This window comes from Paenibacillus sp. sgz302148, from assembly GCF_056120465.1.
This window is the reverse complement of sequence record NZ_JBVYOJ010000016.1, coordinates 139,716-157,391: the sequence shown is the minus strand read 5'-3', so window position 1 is coordinate 157,391 and position 17,676 is coordinate 139,716. Positions and strand designations below refer to the sequence as shown.

Sequence of the window (17,676 nt, the reverse complement as noted above, 5' to 3'; positions counted from 1 at the left end):
GAACGCTGATAAATGTACATTTGCAGTTATTCTTCAAACCGCAGCGAGCGAATCGCGGATTCAGCAGTTCTTCCCTGTGCCATCCGCTCCCAACGAAATAAGACGCCTACGCACAGTACGCTCCCAACGCAGCTATACACCTCAGCCGCAGTACGCAACCAAGCGCAGCAAAACACCTCAGTCGCAGTACGCAACCAAGCGTAGCAAACGCCTCAGCGCAGCACGCAACCAACCGCAGCAAAACGTAAAAAATGCCATCAACAACCTTTACGCGCCTAGCGAAAGCGGCCTTCGCCGTTTTCGCGCGCTTGAGGGTCGATTGATGGCATTTTTGCTCACTGCATCGGCTTAAAGCTACATGCGCTCCGGCGCAGAGACGCCGACAAGACGAAGCACGTTCGCGATGACGGTGCGCAGCGCGCCCAACAGCGCAAGCCGCGCCTGGGTTTGCGCCGCATCTTCCGTGATGACGCGCTCGGCTTTGTAGTAGCTGTGGAATTGGGAGGCCAGTTCATAGACGTAGCGGATTAGACGATGCGGCGCGTATTGCTCCGCGGCAACCTCCACCTCGGCCGGCAGTTGGCCGATTTTGTTCAGCAAATCGAACTCGGCTTCCGTATCCAGCTTGCTGAAGTCGATTTGATCGAGCGGCAGCAGCGCAACGCCTTGCTCTTCCGCCTGACGGTAAATGCTGCAAATGCGCGCATGCGCGTATTGCACGTAGAATACCGGGTTCTCGTTCGATGTCGAAATAGCAAGGTCCATATCGAAGTCCAGATGCGAATCCATGCTGCGCATCGTGAAGAAATAACGGATCGCGTCGACGCCGACTTCGTCCATCAAATCCTCCATCGTGACGGCTTTGCCGGTCCGTTTGGACATTTTGACCTTTTCGCCGTTCTGGTACAGGCTGACCATCTGCGCGATCAGCACCGTCAGCTTCTCCGGATCGTTGCCGAGGGCGGCCATCGCCGCTTTCACCCGCGGGATATAGCCGTGATGATCGGCTCCCCAGATGTTGATCATTCGGTCGAAGCCGCGGCCGTATTTGTCCCGGTGGTACGCAATGTCCGGCGTAAGATACGTGTAGGAGCCGTCGTTCTTCACAAGAACGCGGTCCTTGTCGTCGCCGTACGGCATCGTGGACAGCCACGTCGCGCCTTCCTGCTCGTACACTTGGCCTTTGGCGCGCAGCTCGTCCAGCGCCTCGACGACTTTGCCCGTCTCATACAGCGAAGTTTCGCTGTACCAGACGTCGAAGCTGACGCCGAAGCGTCCGAGATCGCGCTTGATCTTGTCCAGCTCGCGGGACAAGCCGTATTCGCGGAAGAACTTCTCCCGCTCCGCTTCCGGCAGCTGCAGCAGGCTATCGCCCTTCTCAGCCGCCAGTTCGCGCGCGAAGCCTTTGATATCCTCGCCGTGGTAGCCGTCCTCCGGCATTTCCGCATCAAGCCCCAGCTCTTGCTTATAGCGAGCTTCGATGGACCGCGTCAGGTTCGCCACCTGGTTCCCCGCGTCATTGATATAATATTCGCGGGACATGTCATATCCTGCGAAATCGAGCAGATTGCACAGCGAATCGCCGACCGCCGCTCCGCGGGCATGTCCAAGATGGAGGCTGCCCGTCGGATTCGCGCTGACGAATTCCACCTGTACGCGCCGGCCCGCGCCCACGTTGATGCTTCCGTACCGGTCACCCTTCGCCGCCACCTCGCCGATGACGTCGTACAGATAGCTTTTGTTCATCGTAAAATTGATAAATCCCGGTCCGGCGATTTCCGCATGGCGTACCGCCGCTTTCGTCCGGTCCAGATGGGCGAGGATCGCCTCGGCAATCTCCCGCGGGTTCTTCTTCGCTATACGCGTCAGCTGCATTGCGGCATTCGTCGAAAAATCGCCGTGCACTTTCTCGCGAGGCACTTCCAACGTCACCGCCGGCAGCTCTGTTCCCGCTTCGACCAGCCCGCTTGCGGCAATCGCCTCCGCAATCGCCTCCTTCAGCACCGTCTTGATTTGTTCCAACTTATTCATTTCCGTTATCCTCCTTGAATTCGAGCTTGTTATGAAATCGGCCGACGAGTTCGTCCCCGACATAAAGATCATAAATCCACGAAACCGCCCCGCCTGCGCGATCCGAATCCGCAGGCCCCGACAGCCATACCTCCATCGTTTTGGTCAGCGAGGTCATCCGAAATTTGGCGAGCGGCGACCGGTAATGCCCGATCACTTCCCGGTTCGGAACGAAAGCCTGCTCCGACTCCACGGTGCCCCGCCGGATCACCTTCAGCTCGCCCGGGTCAATTCGAATCGTCACCATCGTTTGCCCCGACTCGTCGCCGGGATCGTTGTAACGAAGATAACAGGTTCCGCTTTTGAAATACAAATCGCCCTTCGCCTCGTGTACGGTCGTATCATCGCCCGAATCGCCGATGCTCTGGACGCTCTCGAGCCGGATTCGCACTTGTCGCTTGTCCGACATGGGCCACGCTCCTGTCTGTTCAAAATCTAAGGCTTTATAAGTTTCAGACGTTTATCCTTGAGTTCTATCCTATTACTATATACAGTAAAGCCCTTCAATTCAAATGAAAAGACAAAAAAAGGCCGGCTTCGGGCCGACCTTTACATGGGAGAGGAGAAACCGGGCGAAGGACTTACTGGGAAACGCAAGTCTTCTCCGCGGCTGCCTTCCAGTCCGCTACAGGACAAACTTCCACAAAAGCCACGAGATCAGCGCCGACATCCAGGATACGAAGCCGAAGACGATCACGATTTTATTTTCGCTCCAGCCGTATTTCAGACTGAAATGAAAATGAATCGGCGCCATGCGGAAAATGCGGTTTTTCGTTTTTTTGTAATACCATACTTGCAGGATGACCGAAAGCTGCTCCGCCAAATAGACGGAGAACAGTATCGGTATCAAAATTTCGACCTTTTCGATGACCGCCAGAAACGACAGCGATCCGCCGATCGCAAGCGAGCCGGTATCGCCCATAAACGCCCGCGCCGGGTAGATGTTATAGATGAACAGCCCGAGCAAACAAGCGATCATCACGATCGAAAATATTTGCACTTCCGGTTTGTCCGAAATGACGAAGAAGAAAAAGTAGGTCGGGATCGAGACGTTGATGAGCAAGCCGTCCAGACCGTCGGTAAAATTGATCGCGTTCGCCGAACCGACGATAAAAAACATCATGATCAGCACGTACACGACAACTGGCAGTTCAATGACAAGCTGGCGCACGATCGTAATATCCGGGCTTTGCGAAAAAGCGCTGAACAGAACGAACAGCAAGATGCCGGTAAAAGAAAACTGAAAAACGAGCTTCATCTTCCCGGAAATGCCCGATGGGTCTTGGAAGGCCGCTTTCTTGAAGTCGTCAAGAAAGCCGACCGCGGCGAACAGGATAAATGTAGCGCCCAGAAACAGGACGAGCGGCGACGGATGCGAAAAGGCCGACGTCATGACGCCGATCATCAACACGATACCGGCCATCAAAGGCGTGCCTCGCTTCGCCTGATGGTCCGGCGGCAGCTCCGCGCGAATCGGTTGGGTCAGCTTCAGCGTGCGCAAACCCCAGATGAGCAGCGGCATCAAGCCGACGACAAGCAGAAACGACAAGCCGGATACGCCTAACAACGAATTCAACATAATACTCACCCTATGTAATGTCTTTTGTATTAGTATACTTCGACCAGTTGGACGAATATTCCTTTTATTCGGGTCAAAGCGCATTTTGCGTCAGAAAAGCTTCGAATCGAAGCCCTTTCAAGGAAGAACATCAAGGATAAACGGCTGGTGCCGTCCTGATCGGCGCATCGTTTACCGAGAAATATAAGCGAAGTATAGAATGAAACTTATACTTTCTTTTATTTTCCAAAAGGCGGCCTGTCAGGGCCGCCTTTCGTTATCAAGGTTCTATCCGTTACCCATTAATTCATTAACTATTAACTCAATTGCTCATTTACATCGTTAAAACTATTCGAGCGTTCGCTTGCCGAGCTCCTCCGTGGAGATGCCGTGCGCCGCATACGGAGTCAAGCGGAAACCGAATCGGAACGGCTCGCATTTCAGCTCATACTGCGGCAGTGCGGCAGGTCCGCAGCTGTTGCTGCCAAGGCCGTTCTGCGCGTAGTCGAGGTGGAGAATTACTTCGTCGCGCGGCACAAGATCGCAGTGATGCTTCGCTTGCTCCAAGTCTTCCACCGTGTAATGGTGAGCGCTGAAGTTCAGCGCCGGCGTACCGGCCGCTTCACCGGCTGCCGCGGCGAACAAGCCCGTGCCGCGAATGTCGGCGAGCGACACCCAGCGCACGTCGGTGCGGTTGCCGTTCTCCTGCGGCTTCTCGTACGGCGTCATCAAGCCGGCGACATGGCTCGCGTAAATGCCGAAGCGGCCCGCTTGCTTGCTGTCCGCGTACGACTCGCCCGGCCCACGGCCGTACCAGCGGACGCGATCCAGCGCCTTCGGCAGCGTCAGCGTCAGCCCGACGCGCGGCAGCGTTTGCGGCGCATTGCCCTGCGGCGCGCCTTCCACGTTAACCGTCACGTCTCCGCTGCCGTAAATCGTATACGTATACGTGCAAATCAGCGACCAGTCGTATACCGGCGGCGCGATGCGCACTTGTACGGCGATGCGCAGCGAACTGGCCGACAGCTCCGTAATGTCGATCGCTTGCACGCGTTCTTGCAGGTGGTGCAGGCCGGCTTTACGCCAATCGTTCACCGTGTACATGTCGTTGTCGATTTTGGCGCGCCAGAAATTCAGCTTCGGCCCTTTCGTCACGACGGCTACGCCTTCATGCGTCCAGTCGCTGATGGCGCCGCGAACTTTGTCGAAGACAAGTACGAAGTTTGTACCCTTAACGCGCAGCGTATTGCCGCGATCTTCATATTGCAGCGCAGGCATCGATGCAACCGGCAGCGATGCAGCCTTCGGAGCTGCAACCGGCAGCAGGAATTGCCCCCATGCGATCTCATGGCCTTGTTTCGCCCACAGTGTATCGGCGGCCAAGGTGTAGGTGACGTTCAGCCAATAGTCCGTTCCGGCAACTGCGTAGGCTGGAATCGTATAAGGCAGGCTGATCGTACGGCCGCGTCCCGCGGCAACCGCAGGCGCCGCCATGCTGCCGCTTTGCAGCACGCGTCCGTCGGCAACAACGCTCCACGACAGCTGCAAATGGTCAAGGCCGCTGAAGTCGTACCGGTTCGTTATGCGGATTTTGCCTGTCGCCAGGTCCACGGCATCCGTAATAACCGGCTCGATGACCTTCTTGTATTCGATGAGCGCAGGCCACGGCTTGCGGTCGGAATCGACAAGACCGTTCAGAATGAAGTTGCCGTCATGCGGATCTTCGCCGAAATCGCCGCCATACGCGAAATATTCGCGACCGTCCGGCTTGCGCTGACGAATGCCTTGGTCAACCCAATCCCATACAAATGCGCCTTGAAGCTTCTTGTGCGAGTAAATCGCATCCCAATATTCCTTGAATCCGCCCGGTCCGTTCCCCATGGCGTGCGCGTATTCGCACAGGATGAACGGCCTCGTATCTTTGTTCGTTTTGGCGATTTCGATAAGTTCCTTAACGCTGGAATACATCCGGCTGTGAACGTCGCCGTATTTTTGCCCGTAATGGATTTCGCTCTCGTGATGAATGAGCCGTGTCGGATCGTACTCGCGCGCCCAGTCGGCCATCGCCTCGTGATTGCGTCCGTGCCCGGATTCGTTGCCGAGCGACCACATGATGATCGACGCATGGTTTTTGTCGCGATGCACCATCCGCTGCATGCGGTCCACATAAGCCGCCTTCCAGTCCGGATGGTCGCTCAGCCGCGCCCATTCGCCGACTGAACCGAAGCCGTGCGTCTCCAGGTCCGCTTCGTCGATGACGTACAGCCCGTACTGGTCGCACAAATCGTAGAACCGCGGGTCATCCGGGTAATGCGACGTACGAACGGCATTCATATTGTGGCTCTTGATCAGCAGGACGTCCTTCACCATCGATTCGAGCGTAATCGCTTTGCCGAGGTCGGTATCGTGCTCGTGTCGGTTGACGCCTTTCAGCTTGATCGCAACGCCGTTTACGAGGAAGTTGCTTCCCGCAAGCTCCACCTTCCGGAAGCCGACGCGGCTAGAGATCACTTGCAGCACGTTGCCTTTGTCGTCCTTGAGCGTAATGACGGCATGGTACAAATATGGCGTTTCCGCCGTCCACTTGCGCGGTGCCGCAACATTCATGCTGAGCTCCAGCTTCGATTCGCCGTTCGCGCCCAGCTTGATGCCGGACTGAACGACCGGTGCCTGAACAGGCTGCATCGTATCGTCGAGCAAGCTGAGTTCGACCTGCAGCTTGTCCGCGGCTTTTGCAGCTTTGTTGTTCAGCTCCGCCTCAACCTTCAATACCGCGTCGCGGTAATCGGAATCGAGCTCCGTCCGTACGAAGAAATCCCGGACATGCGCCTTCGGCACGGACAGCAAATAAACGTCGCGGAAAATCCCGCTCAGCCACCACATGTCCTGATCTTCAAGATACGTGCCGTCCGACCATTGGAATACGCGGACCGCCACTGTGTTGCGACCGGCCCGAACGTATTTCGTAATGTCGAATTCGGACGGGATGCGGCTGCCTTGGCTATAGCCGACCTGCACGCCGTTCACCCAAACGTAGAATGCGCTGTCTACGCCTTCAAAACGAAGATATAGCTGGCGCTCCGCCCAGTCCGCCGGAATGTCGAAATCTCTTTTGTACGAGCCTGTCGGATTGTCCGTCGGTACGCGCGGCGGGTCAACCGGGATCGGGTACATGATGTTCGTGTAGTGATTCCGGCCGTAGCCTTCGAATTGCCAGCTCGACGGCACGCGAATGTCATCCCAGCCTGAAACATCGTATGCTTCCTCGTAAAAATCGGCCGAAGCCTCCATCGGCGAATTCGCATATTCGAACTTCCAAACGCCGTTCAGCAGCTTGAAGCTGTCGGACCGGCCGCGTTCGTAAGTCAGTGCGGAAGCTGCGTCCGCATATGGAATAAAGTAGGCGCGCGCCGCTTCGCGGTTGCGCTCCTGCACCTGCTCGTTCTCCCAATCGTTCTTGCCGAACGTGATGGATTGATTGATGGTCACGGTAAACCCTCCTAAAATTTTTGTGATACGAGTATATGAATATCTTATTACGACCAAACAAGCCTATCAATCCAATCATTTTCTTGTTAATATAATAATATTCATCTAATTAGGAGCGACATCATGATTAACGTGTTTACGGTCGTAACCGAAGTGGAGGCCCGGATGCCCTTATATGTCACGTCAGTGGGGTACTGGGACCAACAAGAGCCTACGATGCGGGAGTATGGCTTCCCCGACTTTCAATGGATTCAATGTGTCAGCGGACAAGGCGAGCTGATCGTCGAAGGACGTCGCTACTTGATCGGGCCCGGCCAAGGCATGCTTCTATTTCCCCACGTTCCTCATCAATACCGCTCAACCGCGGAGCCATGGGGAACGCAATGGATTTGCTTTAATGGAAAACAACTCGTCGAGATGATGTACGAAATGAATTTTGTACGCTCGGAGGTTTATTACGTTTCGAATCCCGATCTGACGCGGAAAAGAATATTCGAAGTTTTGTCGATCCTGCAATCCACCGACCCGATCCGGAACTTCGAAGCCTCCGCCGTCACTTACCAATTACTGCTAGACCTGTACAAATACGCTTCCGGGGCCGAAATCCGCTCCAAGAAGCAGCATATCGACCAGCTCGCCCCGGTGCTGGCTTTCATCGAGCAGCATTACAACCGCGACCTGTCGCTTTCCGAATTGGCGGGGCAGCTTGACGTTTCCCCGCAATACACCTGCTTGCTCTTTCAGCAGACGCTCGGCATTCGCCCCTTCGAGTACATCACGAAGTTCCGGCTGCGCAAAGCGAAAGAGCTGCTGCTGCAAGAAACGAGCCTCGACGTGAAGGAAGTCGCCCGCCGGGTCGGCTATGGGCATCCGAGTTATTTCATCAAGCTGTTCAAGCAGCAGGAGGGCTTCACGCCGCAAATGTTCCGCAGGATTCATGGGTAGGAACGTGGCCGCAATAAAAGACCCGTCATTATATATGAAGCATAACGATCCGATTTAAGGGAGGCTGCCGTATGTCATTGCATTCCGGCTTTGCAAGCAATAAGGGCGTTCGCATTCATTATCTTGATTCCCGGGATTCGGCCGACCTCATCTTGATTCCTTTGGTCATCTGTCCGGGACTTTCGGAGACGGCGGAAGAATACGAGGAGCTGATCGCCGATTTGTCGCCGCGCAGATGCGTTGTCCTTTCCTTCCGCGGAAGAGGGCGCAGCGACACGCCGACCGAAGGATATACATTGGAACACCATATTTCGGACGTCGAATGCGTCGTCGAAGAACTCGGCTTGGAACGGATCCATCTATTCGGCTATTCGCGGGGCGTATCCTATGCTCTGGCATACGCCGCGAAGCATCCCGGGCGGATCGCGAGTCTCATCATGCTGGATTATCCCGCCGTACATAAGCTCATGCCGCCGGGTTGGGCCGACGAGTATATCAACGACTACCTCATCCCTTTCGGCAGAACGACGCATATTAGGCCGGAAGCGGCCCGCGCAATCGAAGCAGATTCGGCCGATGTCGCCTTGGATGCGGCTTGGAGTTGTCCTGTGCTCGTCATGAGGGGGCTGCTGGAAGGCTCCTTGTTAGGCGATGCGGAATTAAGCGTATACCGGCGCTGTTGTTCACAGCTTACGGTGTACTCTTCCCCGCAAGCCGCGCATAACATTCGGGGTGATGATCAGCTAGAGGTCCACGATCGAATCGTCAAATTTCTTGAAGCTAGCGATTCTACTTCCATTTAGATAAGGAGAATGTCAATGAGCGAATTCAGCGAAAGTTATCATTTGCAAACAACGAATCCGGAGGATGCGATCGACCTGCTGCGCAGGTCCAAACGGAAAGGATATGTATATCCCGCTGCGAATGGCTGGGTTACTTTCGTTGTCGAGGGAAGCGAATTTGCTCCGCTGGACCCGATCGTGGAAGCGAATCCCGGGACATTGCTGCATTATGTCTACGCGGAGGACCACCAGTGGGAATTTCATATATTCCATGCTCAAGAGGAGGTTTGCTCCTATAGCTGCGGCTGGAACGACGACGATCTTCCTGTTGACGACGAGTACTTGAATTTGGACGTCCTATCGTCGTTAACCGGCCGGCCTGCCGAACAATTCGAGCCGATTTTTTACCCGGCGGATATCGAGCAGGTACTGGCACACTCCCCCGCCGGGCGGTTCGCGGAGAAGCTAGGGCTTACGCACTTTGAATGGCTTTCGTTCGACTATGTTGAAAGCGACGGTCCCGATACCGGCGTCGTCGTTGTGGAAGGAAGCCAGTGATCCAAATTTGAGGAACAGGCTCAGGGGGATTGCCCGGACTGTTCCTTTTCCATTTTGCCTACTCTTCTACGGAAAATTGAGTTACGATATAAGGGGAGGTGGGGAATGTGAAGCTAAATACACTGGATATTGATGCCGTTATTTTTGACTTGGACAATACGCTGCTGGATCGCGATCGCACGTTTCTCGCCTTTGTGGGCCGGCTGACGAACACGTATTTTCCCGGCATTGCCGCGGAGGAGCAGGAGCGGATCGTACGGCAAATCCTCGAAGTCGATCAGGACGGCTACAATCCGAAGCCGCGCATGTTCGAGGAACTGCTCGGCCTTCTGCCATGGACGATCAAGCCGGACGTCGCGGAGCTGCTCGAATATTATCGGCAGCATTACTCGTTATGCGCGGCATTGATGGACTCGGCTTTGGAATTGCTGGAACAATGCCGCAGGCGCGGCTGGAAGATAGGGCTCATTACGAACGGAAGAAATGATATTCAATATGGCAAAATCGATGCTTTGCGTATCCGGGACGCCTTCGACACCATTGTTGTATCGGAAAAAGCCGGGGTCAAAAAGCCGGATGCGCGCATTTTCCGGATGGCGCTGGACACGTTAGACGTTGCCGCGAAGCGAGCGCTTTTTGTCGGCGACCATCCTGTCAACGATATCCGAGGCGCAGCCGACGTCGGCATGCATACGGTGTGGATGCAGCGGAATCAGGCTTGGGACGATACGATTGCCGCGAAGCCGCTGCTTACGGTCAAATCATTGAATGAACTTATCCAAGCGATCAGGTAGGAGGAATTGACCCGATGAGCGAAGTCATCGTGATTGAACCTTATAACGAGAATTGGCCCGCGATGTTCGCCGAACTTGGCCTTATGATGCGAAGCGGGCTTGGCGGAACCGCCGTGCGGATCGATCATATCGGCTCGACCTCCGTGCCGGGGCTTGATGCAAAGCCGATTCTCGATGTTCAGATCAGCGTGTCTTCGTTCGAGCCATTCGGCTCCATACGGGAACCGCTTGAAGCGATCGGCTTTTTATACCGTGCGGACAACCCGGATTTGACGAAGCGGTATTTTCGCGAACGGCCGGGACAGCCGCGGACCCATATCCATGTACGCCGCGAGGGCAGCTGGTCGCAGCAGCTCGCTCTGCTTTTCCGCGACTACTTGCGCATCCATCCCGACGCCCGCGAGCAATATGCCGAGCTGAAGCACCGTCTGGCGACGCGATATGGTACGGATCGTCAGGGATATGTCGATGCCAAAGGTCCGTTTATATGGACCGTCATGCAGCAAGCGAGCGATTGGAGCCAGGCCGTGGGCTGGACTCCGGGAGCTTCGGATGCATAGCTGGCCACCCGCACGATAACATGACACCGAAGGATGTGCGAACGATGACGATTTTCCGTAATGAAGCATTAACCGTACGATTGCTGGAAGAGGGTGACGCGCCGCTGCTGGTTCGTTGGCTGTCGGACCCGCAGGTGCTGCAATATTACGCTGGCCGCGACCGGCCTCATACGCCGGATATGGTAAAGGAGATTTTTTATACTCGGACGGAAGAGCTAACGCCATGCATCATTCAGTACGAAGGCGTAAATATCGGTTACCTTCAATACTACCCTGTGGGTAACGAAGAGCGGGCCGAATACGGATATTCCGACCCTGGCGAAATCGTGTATGGCATGGATCAATTTATCGGCGAAACCGCTTATTGGGACCGCGGGATCGGCAGCCTGCTCGTCCGGTCGACCGTCGGTTATTTGACCGAACGGCTTGGCGCGAACGCCGTCGTCATGGATCCGCAAACATGGAACGCTCGGGCGCTGCGTTGTTACGAGAAATGCGGCTTCAAGCGGAAAAAGCTGCTGCCGAAGCGTGAGCTGCACGAAGGCGAATACCGCGACTGCTGGCTTATGGAATACCGCCCTGCATCGGCCGCTCAGCCGATTGCGCTGACGCTGCGCAAAGCAACCACCGAGGATGTCCCGCTTCTTGCCCGCATGAACAAACGGCTGATCGAGGACGAAAATAACGTGAACCCGATGTCGATGCCGGAGCTTGAGCAGCGGATGCATATGCTGCTTAAGAACGAATGGAATATCGATCTGATTTGCAACGAGTCTCAGGTCGTCGGCTACGCCTTATACAGCTTCCGGCTCAATCCGTATTTCCCCGATCGGACGGAGGTTTACGTGCGCCATTATTACATCGAGCGCGAGGTGCGCAGCCAAGGCTTCGGCCGTCAAGGGATCAAGCTGCTACAGGAGCAAAGATTCGGCGACGCTTCGCTCACCATCGACGTGCTGGAATCGAATCCGCGAGGGAGAAAGTTTTGGGAAAGCGTAGGGTTTGAGCCTTATTGCACGACCATGAAGCTGCCGCCGCATTTGAAGCTCTAATCTAATGAAGGAAAGGCGAATCATACAATGAACGAAACTCCAACTCAACAGGCCGCCACGCTATCAACTGCTTCGGTTAAGCCGGCCGGAAGGTCCAAATCCAAACGTATCCTTGTGGCCTCCCTTCTTGTACTCGCTGCTCTTGCTTTCTTTCTGTATGTCCCCATACTGGAGCCGCTGAAGCTGAAGGTTACCGGTACGGGGGACATTTGGCAAGCCGACCAATATCTCGACTTGGCGGCCGTAGGCGAGAAAGCGAATACGGATTTGCCTCCGTTTTATTTTACGACGGTCGATACGATGGATATTTCCACGTTAAACGATTACGCCTGTGCGCTGCTCTATTACGGGGAGCCTGAGATCAAGCCGATCGTCCCTTCTGGCAGCAAGCCTGAAATCGATTATACGTTCAACGACATGGATCAGATGCTCCGCTATTCGACGTTGTCAAGCGCGCAGAACCTGACGTTGTACGCGCTGCAAAGCGCAGGCCGGGATGTGCCGCATACCGTCGAACCGACGGTGACCGCGATTTACGACGCGTTCGAGACCGGCAAAGCGTTCCGAAGCGGCGATCGGGTGATCGAGGTCGACGGCCGGCCGGTTCATTCGTCGGCCGACTTTGTCGTCGCCATCCAAGCGAAAGCTCCGGTTCTCGGCACATCGCTTCAAATCAAAGTTATCCGCGATAACAAAGAAGTCGATGTGCCGGTCACTTACCGCGAAACGTCGAACTCCGGCAAACCGATCATCGGCATCCGCGTGAACGACGTATTTCGTTTTGATGGCATCGACCCGATGAAGCTGCTGAAGTTCGACAACGGCATCGAGGGGAATTCGGCAGGGCTGATGCTCGCGCTGCAGCTAACCGAGGAGCTGACGGGCAAAGACATGACCAAGGGTTACAAAATCGCCGGTACCGGCACGCTCGAGCAGGACGGCACGGTCGGCGAAATCGGCGCCGCCGCGCATAAGGTCAAAACCGCCGATTCCTTCGGCGTGGACATCTTCTTCGTCCCGAAATCGGATGCCCCGGAGGAGAAGAACGAATCCGAGGCGACGGCCGCCCTCAAGGAATTAAATACATCGATGCGCGTTGTGCCCGTGTCCACGCTGGACGAAGCCATTCGATACTTAAACGAATTGCCTGCAAAGGCCAAACCTTGAACGGAGGTATTTCGGCATGCCTAAAATTTTGTTTACCGGAGGCGGGTCGGCCGGCCATGTGACCGTCAATCTGGCCCTCATCCCCAAATTCCACGAGGAGGGCTGGTCGGTCGGCTATATCGGCTCGGAGCAGGGCATCGAGAAGCAGCTGACCGCCTCCGTGAACGGCTTGCCGTATTACGGCATCGCGACGGGCAAGCTGCGCCGGTACCTGGACTGGAACAACGTCAAGGACCCGTTCAAGGTCGTCAAAGGTGCGATTCAAGCTTACCGGATTATCCGGCGGGAGCGGCCTCAAGTGATCTTCTCCAAAGGCGGTTTCGTCTCGGTTCCCGTCATCGTCGGAGCGTGGCTCAACCGCGTGCCGGTCGTGATCCACGAGTCGGACATGACGCCGGGACTCGCCAACCGGCTGTCGCTGCCGATGGCGCGGAAAGTATGCCTGACGTTCCCCCAGACGAGCCGCCACCTGCGGACGGACAAAGCCGTTCACGTCGGCGCCGTCGTGCGCGAAGAGCTGCTGGCCGGCAACGTCTCGCGCGGGCTCGCCTTCTGCAGCTTCACCCGTACGAAGCCGGTGCTGCTCATTATGGGCGGCAGTCTCGGCGCACATCGGATCAACCGTGCTGTCCGCGACAATCTGGATGCGCTCGCGCAGCAGTTCCAAATCGTTCACCTGTGCGGCAAAGGCAACCTCGATCCGACCATCAACCGGCGCGAATATAAGCAGTACGAATATTTGCAGCAGGAGCTGCCCGATGTCCTGGCCATGACCAATCTCGTCGTCACCCGGGCCGGGGCCAACTCCATCTTCGAGTTTTTGGCGCTGCGCAAGCCGATGCTCATGATTCCGCTGTCCCGGCTGCAGAGCCGCGGCGATCAGATCGTCAATGCCCGTTCGTTCAGTCAAGCGGGGTTCGGCGAGATGCTGGAGGAAGAATCGCTGACCGACGAATCGTTTCTTGAATCTATTAACCGGATTCATAGCAACAGGTCCCGTTACATCCAAGCGATGGAGGCTTCCGAACAAGGCGACGCCCTGGGCAAAATCATCGACGTGATCAAGCAAACCGTACGCGGGGCGGGCATTTGACATCCCTCCTTCATATTCGATAAGCTACCTAATAGACAAGGTATTGCACGTTAAGGAGGGTCCGCTTGAACTTCATCGAACAACTGTTTCATGATTACGGTTATTTGGTCATATTCATCGGCTTGCTATTGGAATTTATCGCATTGCCTTTCCCGGGCGAAACCTCGATGGCGTATTCCGGGTATTTGTCTTACGAAGGACGGCTGAATTGGGCGATCCTCGTCATATTAGCCTTTCTTGGCACGACGATCGGCATTTCGATTACGTATTGGATCGGCTACAAGGTCGGCATGCCCTTCTTCGAGCGTTACGGCAGGTGGGTGCTGCTGACGCCGGCCAAGCTGATGAAAGCCAAGCGCTGGTTCGAGCGTTACGGCAACTGGGTGCTGTTCATCGCTTATTTCATCCCCGGCGTCCGCCATGTGACCGGTTATTTTTCCGGCGTCGTACGCCTACCGTTCCGCACATTTGCGATTTATGCGTATTCCGGGGCGCTGTTTTGGGTCATTATCTTTATTTTCCTCGGCAAAATCTTCGGCCCCCAGTGGCACAAGTTGTTCGATTTATTCGAAAGCTACGCCAAAAAAACGATTATCGCCGGCGTCATCCTTCTGGCCGCATATCTCATATTCCGCTTCCGCAAGCAGCTCATCCAGTTATTAAAAAGAATGACAGGCTAGCAAAAAAACCTCCATCGAAATCATTCATACTTTCTTAACGTTTAAAAGCCGCTGGAGCGCAACGCTCCAACGGCTTTTTGGCATGGTCGAATCCGACTGGCGGCGATTATTCGGCTTCCACGGTGATCCAGCGCTGGATCGGCTTCTGGTTGTTCCAATCGCGAATGCCGTCGACACCGCGGTCGGAAATGCGCAGTTTGACGTCATCGTCAGAGTGTATCTTACTTACCTTCAGCGTTACGGTTTTGCCGGAAATCGAACCCGAGCCCGGCTTGACCCAGTCGCCGTCCACGTAAATTTCAAAGTAATTCGTCTGGTTCGTGTAGCCTTTAATATCTTCGGTGAACGTAACGTAGATTTGCTTGCCGTCCGCCTTCACTTCGTCGATATCGGGGCGCGGGTTCTCTTTATCCCAGCCGGCGAATTGCTGCGAAGCCGCGGCAGGCGTCGTATCATACGGCTTATTCTGCATGTCGGTAATCCGGCCGTTGTCCGACATATAGGTGAATCTATACCACTTGTTCGTTTCCAGCGTGTTGTAATCCGCATTCAACATGACGATCAGCTTCTTTTTGTCGGAGGTCATCGTCAGCGTCGCCGTTTCCTTTGTCAATGGGAGCTGGACGTTATCGGTCATGTTCCAGAGCTGGTACACGAACTCGTCGGCATTTTTAACCGGCTCGCTGAACGTAATATCGAAATTGTACCGATCCAGCGGCCCGGCGGCAATCATCTTGGGAGCGGCATTGTTATCGTTATTAACGCCGATAAAATCGACCGAATACGGGCTTGATTGACTTGCGCCACGCAATGGGTTGAAGCCGGCGGCGTCCGTTACGCCATAATCGAACGTCATCGTGTATACGACGCCTGCTTGCAGCTGCTGCTTCAAATACAAGACAACATCGGTGACGATCGCGTTGCGATTGTTAAGCGCTTCTCCGGTTACCGTCATTGCGGAACCGTCCGCCGATTTGATTTTGAACGATTTCGTCTGAATATTTTTCACCGGTTCGCTGAAATACACCTTGACCGATGTGCTGTTGACCGCTTCGACCTTCGTCACGAACGGAATCGGATTTTGGACCGGCGTGCCAGCGAACTGCTTCTTGTTCGCGCCGCCGCTTGTATTCAAATCCTTCACGCCCGTGATGACTACGTCGTACACGCGCCCCTCCATGAACAATCCCGGATTCTGGTTATCTTTTATGCGGTATTGGACGCGGATGACTTTACGGTCCGACATTTGACGGACGTCATCGCTCCAGCCCGACCTCGATATCGGGTTGCCGTTATCGGCCGTAATCGCCGCGCGGAGATTTTGCACTTGCGCAGCCGGAATCTCCTTATTGAAGCGGATGTCGATCGTGTTGACGTCGACGGCCTTCACTTCCACAACGTTAATCGATCCGTTATTTGGCGCCGTGCCGGTACCGTAGAACGTGACGACCGTATTGGCGGCGATCTCATTGCCCGCCAAATCCTTCACATGATTCAGCGTCAACCGGTATGCGCGGCTCGGCACTTGATCCTGCACGCGCAGCGTGACCGACATCTGACTGTCGTTGTATGTCAACTTCGACGGATAGCCGATATCGCCGTCGATCCAATAATTCGCAACGTATTCGGCGGACGATTTATCCAATCGTTCGTTGAACGTTATGACTACATTGGACGCATCCGCCGTTACGCTGCGAACCGCCGGCGGCGTGCGATCGACCGAACCGTCGATGCGCAAATTGCGCGGATCCATCGCATTCCCTGCAGCATCCGCGACATTGTACACGTACAGCGTGTAAGTCGCGCCGGAGCGCTGTTCGCTCGTCGTCAGCGTCACGTTCCGCCCGTCATTCGACAGAGAGGCCTGCCCGATCGCAAGTCCGTTGTCGGCGGAATAGTTGGCGAGATTCGTCGCCGATCCCGCATCCATCGGTTCCGAGAATGTAATCTCCACCGTATATCCGGTTGCCCGCCACGACGAAATCGTTGGCTTGACGTTGTCGAAGGATGGCACGACATAAGCGTATTCCGACGAATCGGCCTTCAGCACATACTTCCGGTTCGACTCCTGCCAGCCGGTCACAAGCGAAATCGTCCGGCCGTCGGAGCTAAGCGCCCCTTGCTTGATATCAACCGAGGCGCCGAAATCCGTTCGGAGCGACAGCCGGCTTAGCGTAAGCGATGAAATCGGCTCCGACAAGCGTACGGACAATCCCGTATTCGAAGTTGGATTCACCGATTCGATGTTCATTGGCCGAAGCGCCGGGTTCATCTTCACATAAACTTCGTACACGGCGGCAACAAGCGCTCTGCGCAATGCTTTCGCCGTATAGTCGGACTGCGGAGGGATGAACTTGTTCTCCACCGCCAGGGCGACTGGCTCTTTGGCCCAAGAGGATACTTTGCCTCCGACGAACACGGTCGACGGTCCGGTTAATCCAAAGGCACGGACCAGAATGGCGGCCAGCTGCTCGATCGTGACGTCATCCGCCGGGGCGAATTTGTTCGCGCCCACGCCTCTCATCAAACCGGCTTTTGAAGCCGCCTCCACATAAGGAAAAGACCATCGTGTCTTGAGTACGTCCGCATACGTAGCCGAAGCCTTCGGCTCGCTCTTCAAATCGAGCAGCCGGTAAAGCACGGTGGCAAATTGTTCCCGGGACATTTTTTCGTCCAAACGGGCGCTGCCATCCTGAAATCCCGTAAAAATGCCCTTATCCTTCAAAACGTTAAACTTCTGTTCTACCGTCAGTTCCTCTGCGTACAATACGCTAGACAGGGTCGTCAATAACAGCATCACAACAAGCAAAAATGATACAAGCCGTCTCATTAATATCCCTCCTAAGATACGTAGAGTATCACGCTTGCTTTTATATACTGATTTTTCTTCCAAAATGTTGCGCCATAAAATAATTATTTTGATTCAAC

General features: G+C 55.2%; 14 protein-coding genes. 9 read left to right on the top strand and 5 right to left on the bottom strand.

Annotated elements, in window-relative coordinates; genetic code table 11:
* Positions 1-354 precede the first annotated feature (354 nt).
* The 4 genes from argS to lacZ all read right to left on the bottom strand — a co-directional run bounded on the left by argS (position 355) and on the right by lacZ (position 7,117).
* Positions 355-2,031 carry an arginine--tRNA ligase gene (gene argS, locus AC0LWM_RS22925; RefSeq protein WP_474677321.1) on the bottom strand — a complete coding sequence of 559 codons (1,677 nt, stop codon included), beginning with the start codon at positions 2,029-2,031 and terminating at the stop codon, positions 355-357.
* Positions 2,024-2,479, bottom strand: coding sequence for a YwiB family protein (locus tag AC0LWM_RS22920; RefSeq protein ID WP_474677320.1), 456 nt, complete (start codon positions 2,477-2,479; stop codon positions 2,024-2,026). The genes argS and AC0LWM_RS22920 overlap by 8 nt, the downstream gene beginning before the upstream one ends.
* A gap of 216 nt (positions 2,480-2,695) precedes the next feature.
* Positions 2,696-3,649, bottom strand: a complete 954-nt coding sequence (mraY, locus tag AC0LWM_RS22915) for a phospho-N-acetylmuramoyl-pentapeptide-transferase (RefSeq protein WP_474677319.1) — start codon at positions 3,647-3,649, stop codon at positions 2,696-2,698.
* Positions 3,650-3,976: 327 nt separating this feature from the next.
* Entirely contained in the window at positions 3,977-7,117 is a 3,141-nt protein-coding gene (gene lacZ / locus AC0LWM_RS22910) for a beta-galactosidase, LacZ type (RefSeq protein WP_474677318.1), read from the bottom strand.
* Between the two features lie 123 nt (positions 7,118-7,240).
* Here lacZ and AC0LWM_RS22905 point away from each other — a divergent pair, with 123 nt between their 5' ends.
* From AC0LWM_RS22905 to AC0LWM_RS22865, 9 genes are all read left to right on the top strand, one after another.
* Positions 7,241-8,062, top strand: a complete 822-nt coding sequence (locus tag AC0LWM_RS22905; protein WP_474677317.1) for a helix-turn-helix domain-containing protein — start codon at positions 7,241-7,243, stop codon at positions 8,060-8,062.
* A 71-nt stretch (positions 8,063-8,133) separates the two neighbouring features.
* Positions 8,134-8,865 carry an alpha/beta fold hydrolase gene (locus AC0LWM_RS22900; protein WP_474677316.1) on the top strand — a complete coding sequence of 244 codons (732 nt, stop codon included), beginning with the start codon at positions 8,134-8,136 and terminating at the stop codon, positions 8,863-8,865.
* A gap of 15 nt (positions 8,866-8,880) precedes the next feature.
* The gene (locus AC0LWM_RS22895) at positions 8,881-9,402 is read left to right on the top strand and encodes a hypothetical protein (RefSeq protein ID WP_474677315.1); all 522 of its coding nucleotides are present in this window, start codon (positions 8,881-8,883) and stop codon (positions 9,400-9,402) included.
* A 107-nt stretch (positions 9,403-9,509) separates the two neighbouring features.
* Positions 9,510-10,196 (top strand): HAD family hydrolase, encoded by a 687-nt coding sequence (locus AC0LWM_RS22890; protein WP_474677314.1) that lies wholly within the window; start codon positions 9,510-9,512, stop codon positions 10,194-10,196.
* Positions 10,197-10,210: 14 nt separating this feature from the next.
* Positions 10,211-10,756 carry a GrpB family protein gene (locus AC0LWM_RS22885; protein WP_474677313.1) on the top strand — a complete coding sequence of 182 codons (546 nt, stop codon included), beginning with the start codon at positions 10,211-10,213 and terminating at the stop codon, positions 10,754-10,756.
* A 44-nt stretch (positions 10,757-10,800) separates the two neighbouring features.
* On the top strand, positions 10,801-11,808 hold the full coding sequence (locus AC0LWM_RS22880; RefSeq protein ID WP_474677312.1) for a GNAT family N-acetyltransferase: 1,008 nt from the start codon (positions 10,801-10,803) through the stop codon (positions 11,806-11,808).
* Positions 11,809-11,835: 27 nt separating this feature from the next.
* On the top strand, positions 11,836-12,975 hold the full coding sequence (locus AC0LWM_RS22875) for a PDZ domain-containing protein (RefSeq protein WP_474677311.1): 1,140 nt from the start codon (positions 11,836-11,838) through the stop codon (positions 12,973-12,975).
* A gap of 16 nt (positions 12,976-12,991) precedes the next feature.
* A complete protein-coding gene (locus AC0LWM_RS22870; RefSeq protein WP_474677310.1) occupies positions 12,992-14,068 on the top strand; it encodes an undecaprenyldiphospho-muramoylpentapeptide beta-N-acetylglucosaminyltransferase in 1,077 nt (358 codons plus the stop codon).
* 65 nt (positions 14,069-14,133) lie between these two features.
* On the top strand, positions 14,134-14,748 hold the full coding sequence (locus tag AC0LWM_RS22865) for a DedA family protein (RefSeq protein WP_474677309.1): 615 nt from the start codon (positions 14,134-14,136) through the stop codon (positions 14,746-14,748).
* Between the two features lie 106 nt (positions 14,749-14,854).
* Here AC0LWM_RS22865 and AC0LWM_RS22860 read toward each other — a convergent pair whose 3' ends face one another.
* Positions 14,855-17,578: an Ig-like domain-containing protein gene (locus tag AC0LWM_RS22860; protein ID WP_474677308.1), complete on the bottom strand. Its 2,724-nt coding sequence runs from the start codon at positions 17,576-17,578 to the stop codon at positions 14,855-14,857.
* Positions 17,579-17,676 lie beyond the last annotated feature (98 nt).

Bases quoted from the DNA above. Each gene is read 5' to 3' on its own strand.
- AC0LWM_RS22905 (WP_474677317.1), top strand. From the start codon at position 7,241: ATGATTAACGTGTTTACGGTCGTAACCGAAGTGGAGGCCCGGATGCCC.
- AC0LWM_RS22920 (WP_474677320.1), bottom strand. From the start codon at position 2,479: ATGTCGGACAAGCGACAAGTGCGAATCCGGCTCGAGAGCGTCCAGAGC.
- AC0LWM_RS22885 (WP_474677313.1), top strand. From the start codon at position 10,211: ATGAGCGAAGTCATCGTGATTGAACCTTATAACGAGAATTGGCCCGCG.
- AC0LWM_RS22880 (WP_474677312.1), top strand. From the start codon at position 10,801: ATGACGATTTTCCGTAATGAAGCATTAACCGTACGATTGCTGGAAGAG.
- mraY (WP_474677319.1), bottom strand. From the start codon at position 3,649: ATGTTGAATTCGTTGTTAGGCGTATCCGGCTTGTCGTTTCTGCTTGTC.
- argS (WP_474677321.1), bottom strand. From the start codon at position 2,031: ATGAATAAGTTGGAACAAATCAAGACGGTGCTGAAGGAGGCGATTGCG.
- AC0LWM_RS22875 (WP_474677311.1), top strand. From the start codon at position 11,836: ATGAACGAAACTCCAACTCAACAGGCCGCCACGCTATCAACTGCTTCG.
- AC0LWM_RS22900 (WP_474677316.1), top strand. From the start codon at position 8,134: ATGTCATTGCATTCCGGCTTTGCAAGCAATAAGGGCGTTCGCATTCAT.
- AC0LWM_RS22870 (WP_474677310.1), top strand. From the start codon at position 12,992: ATGCCTAAAATTTTGTTTACCGGAGGCGGGTCGGCCGGCCATGTGACC.
- AC0LWM_RS22895 (WP_474677315.1), top strand. From the start codon at position 8,881: ATGAGCGAATTCAGCGAAAGTTATCATTTGCAAACAACGAATCCGGAG.
- AC0LWM_RS22860 (WP_474677308.1), bottom strand. From the start codon at position 17,578: ATGAGACGGCTTGTATCATTTTTGCTTGTTGTGATGCTGTTATTGACG.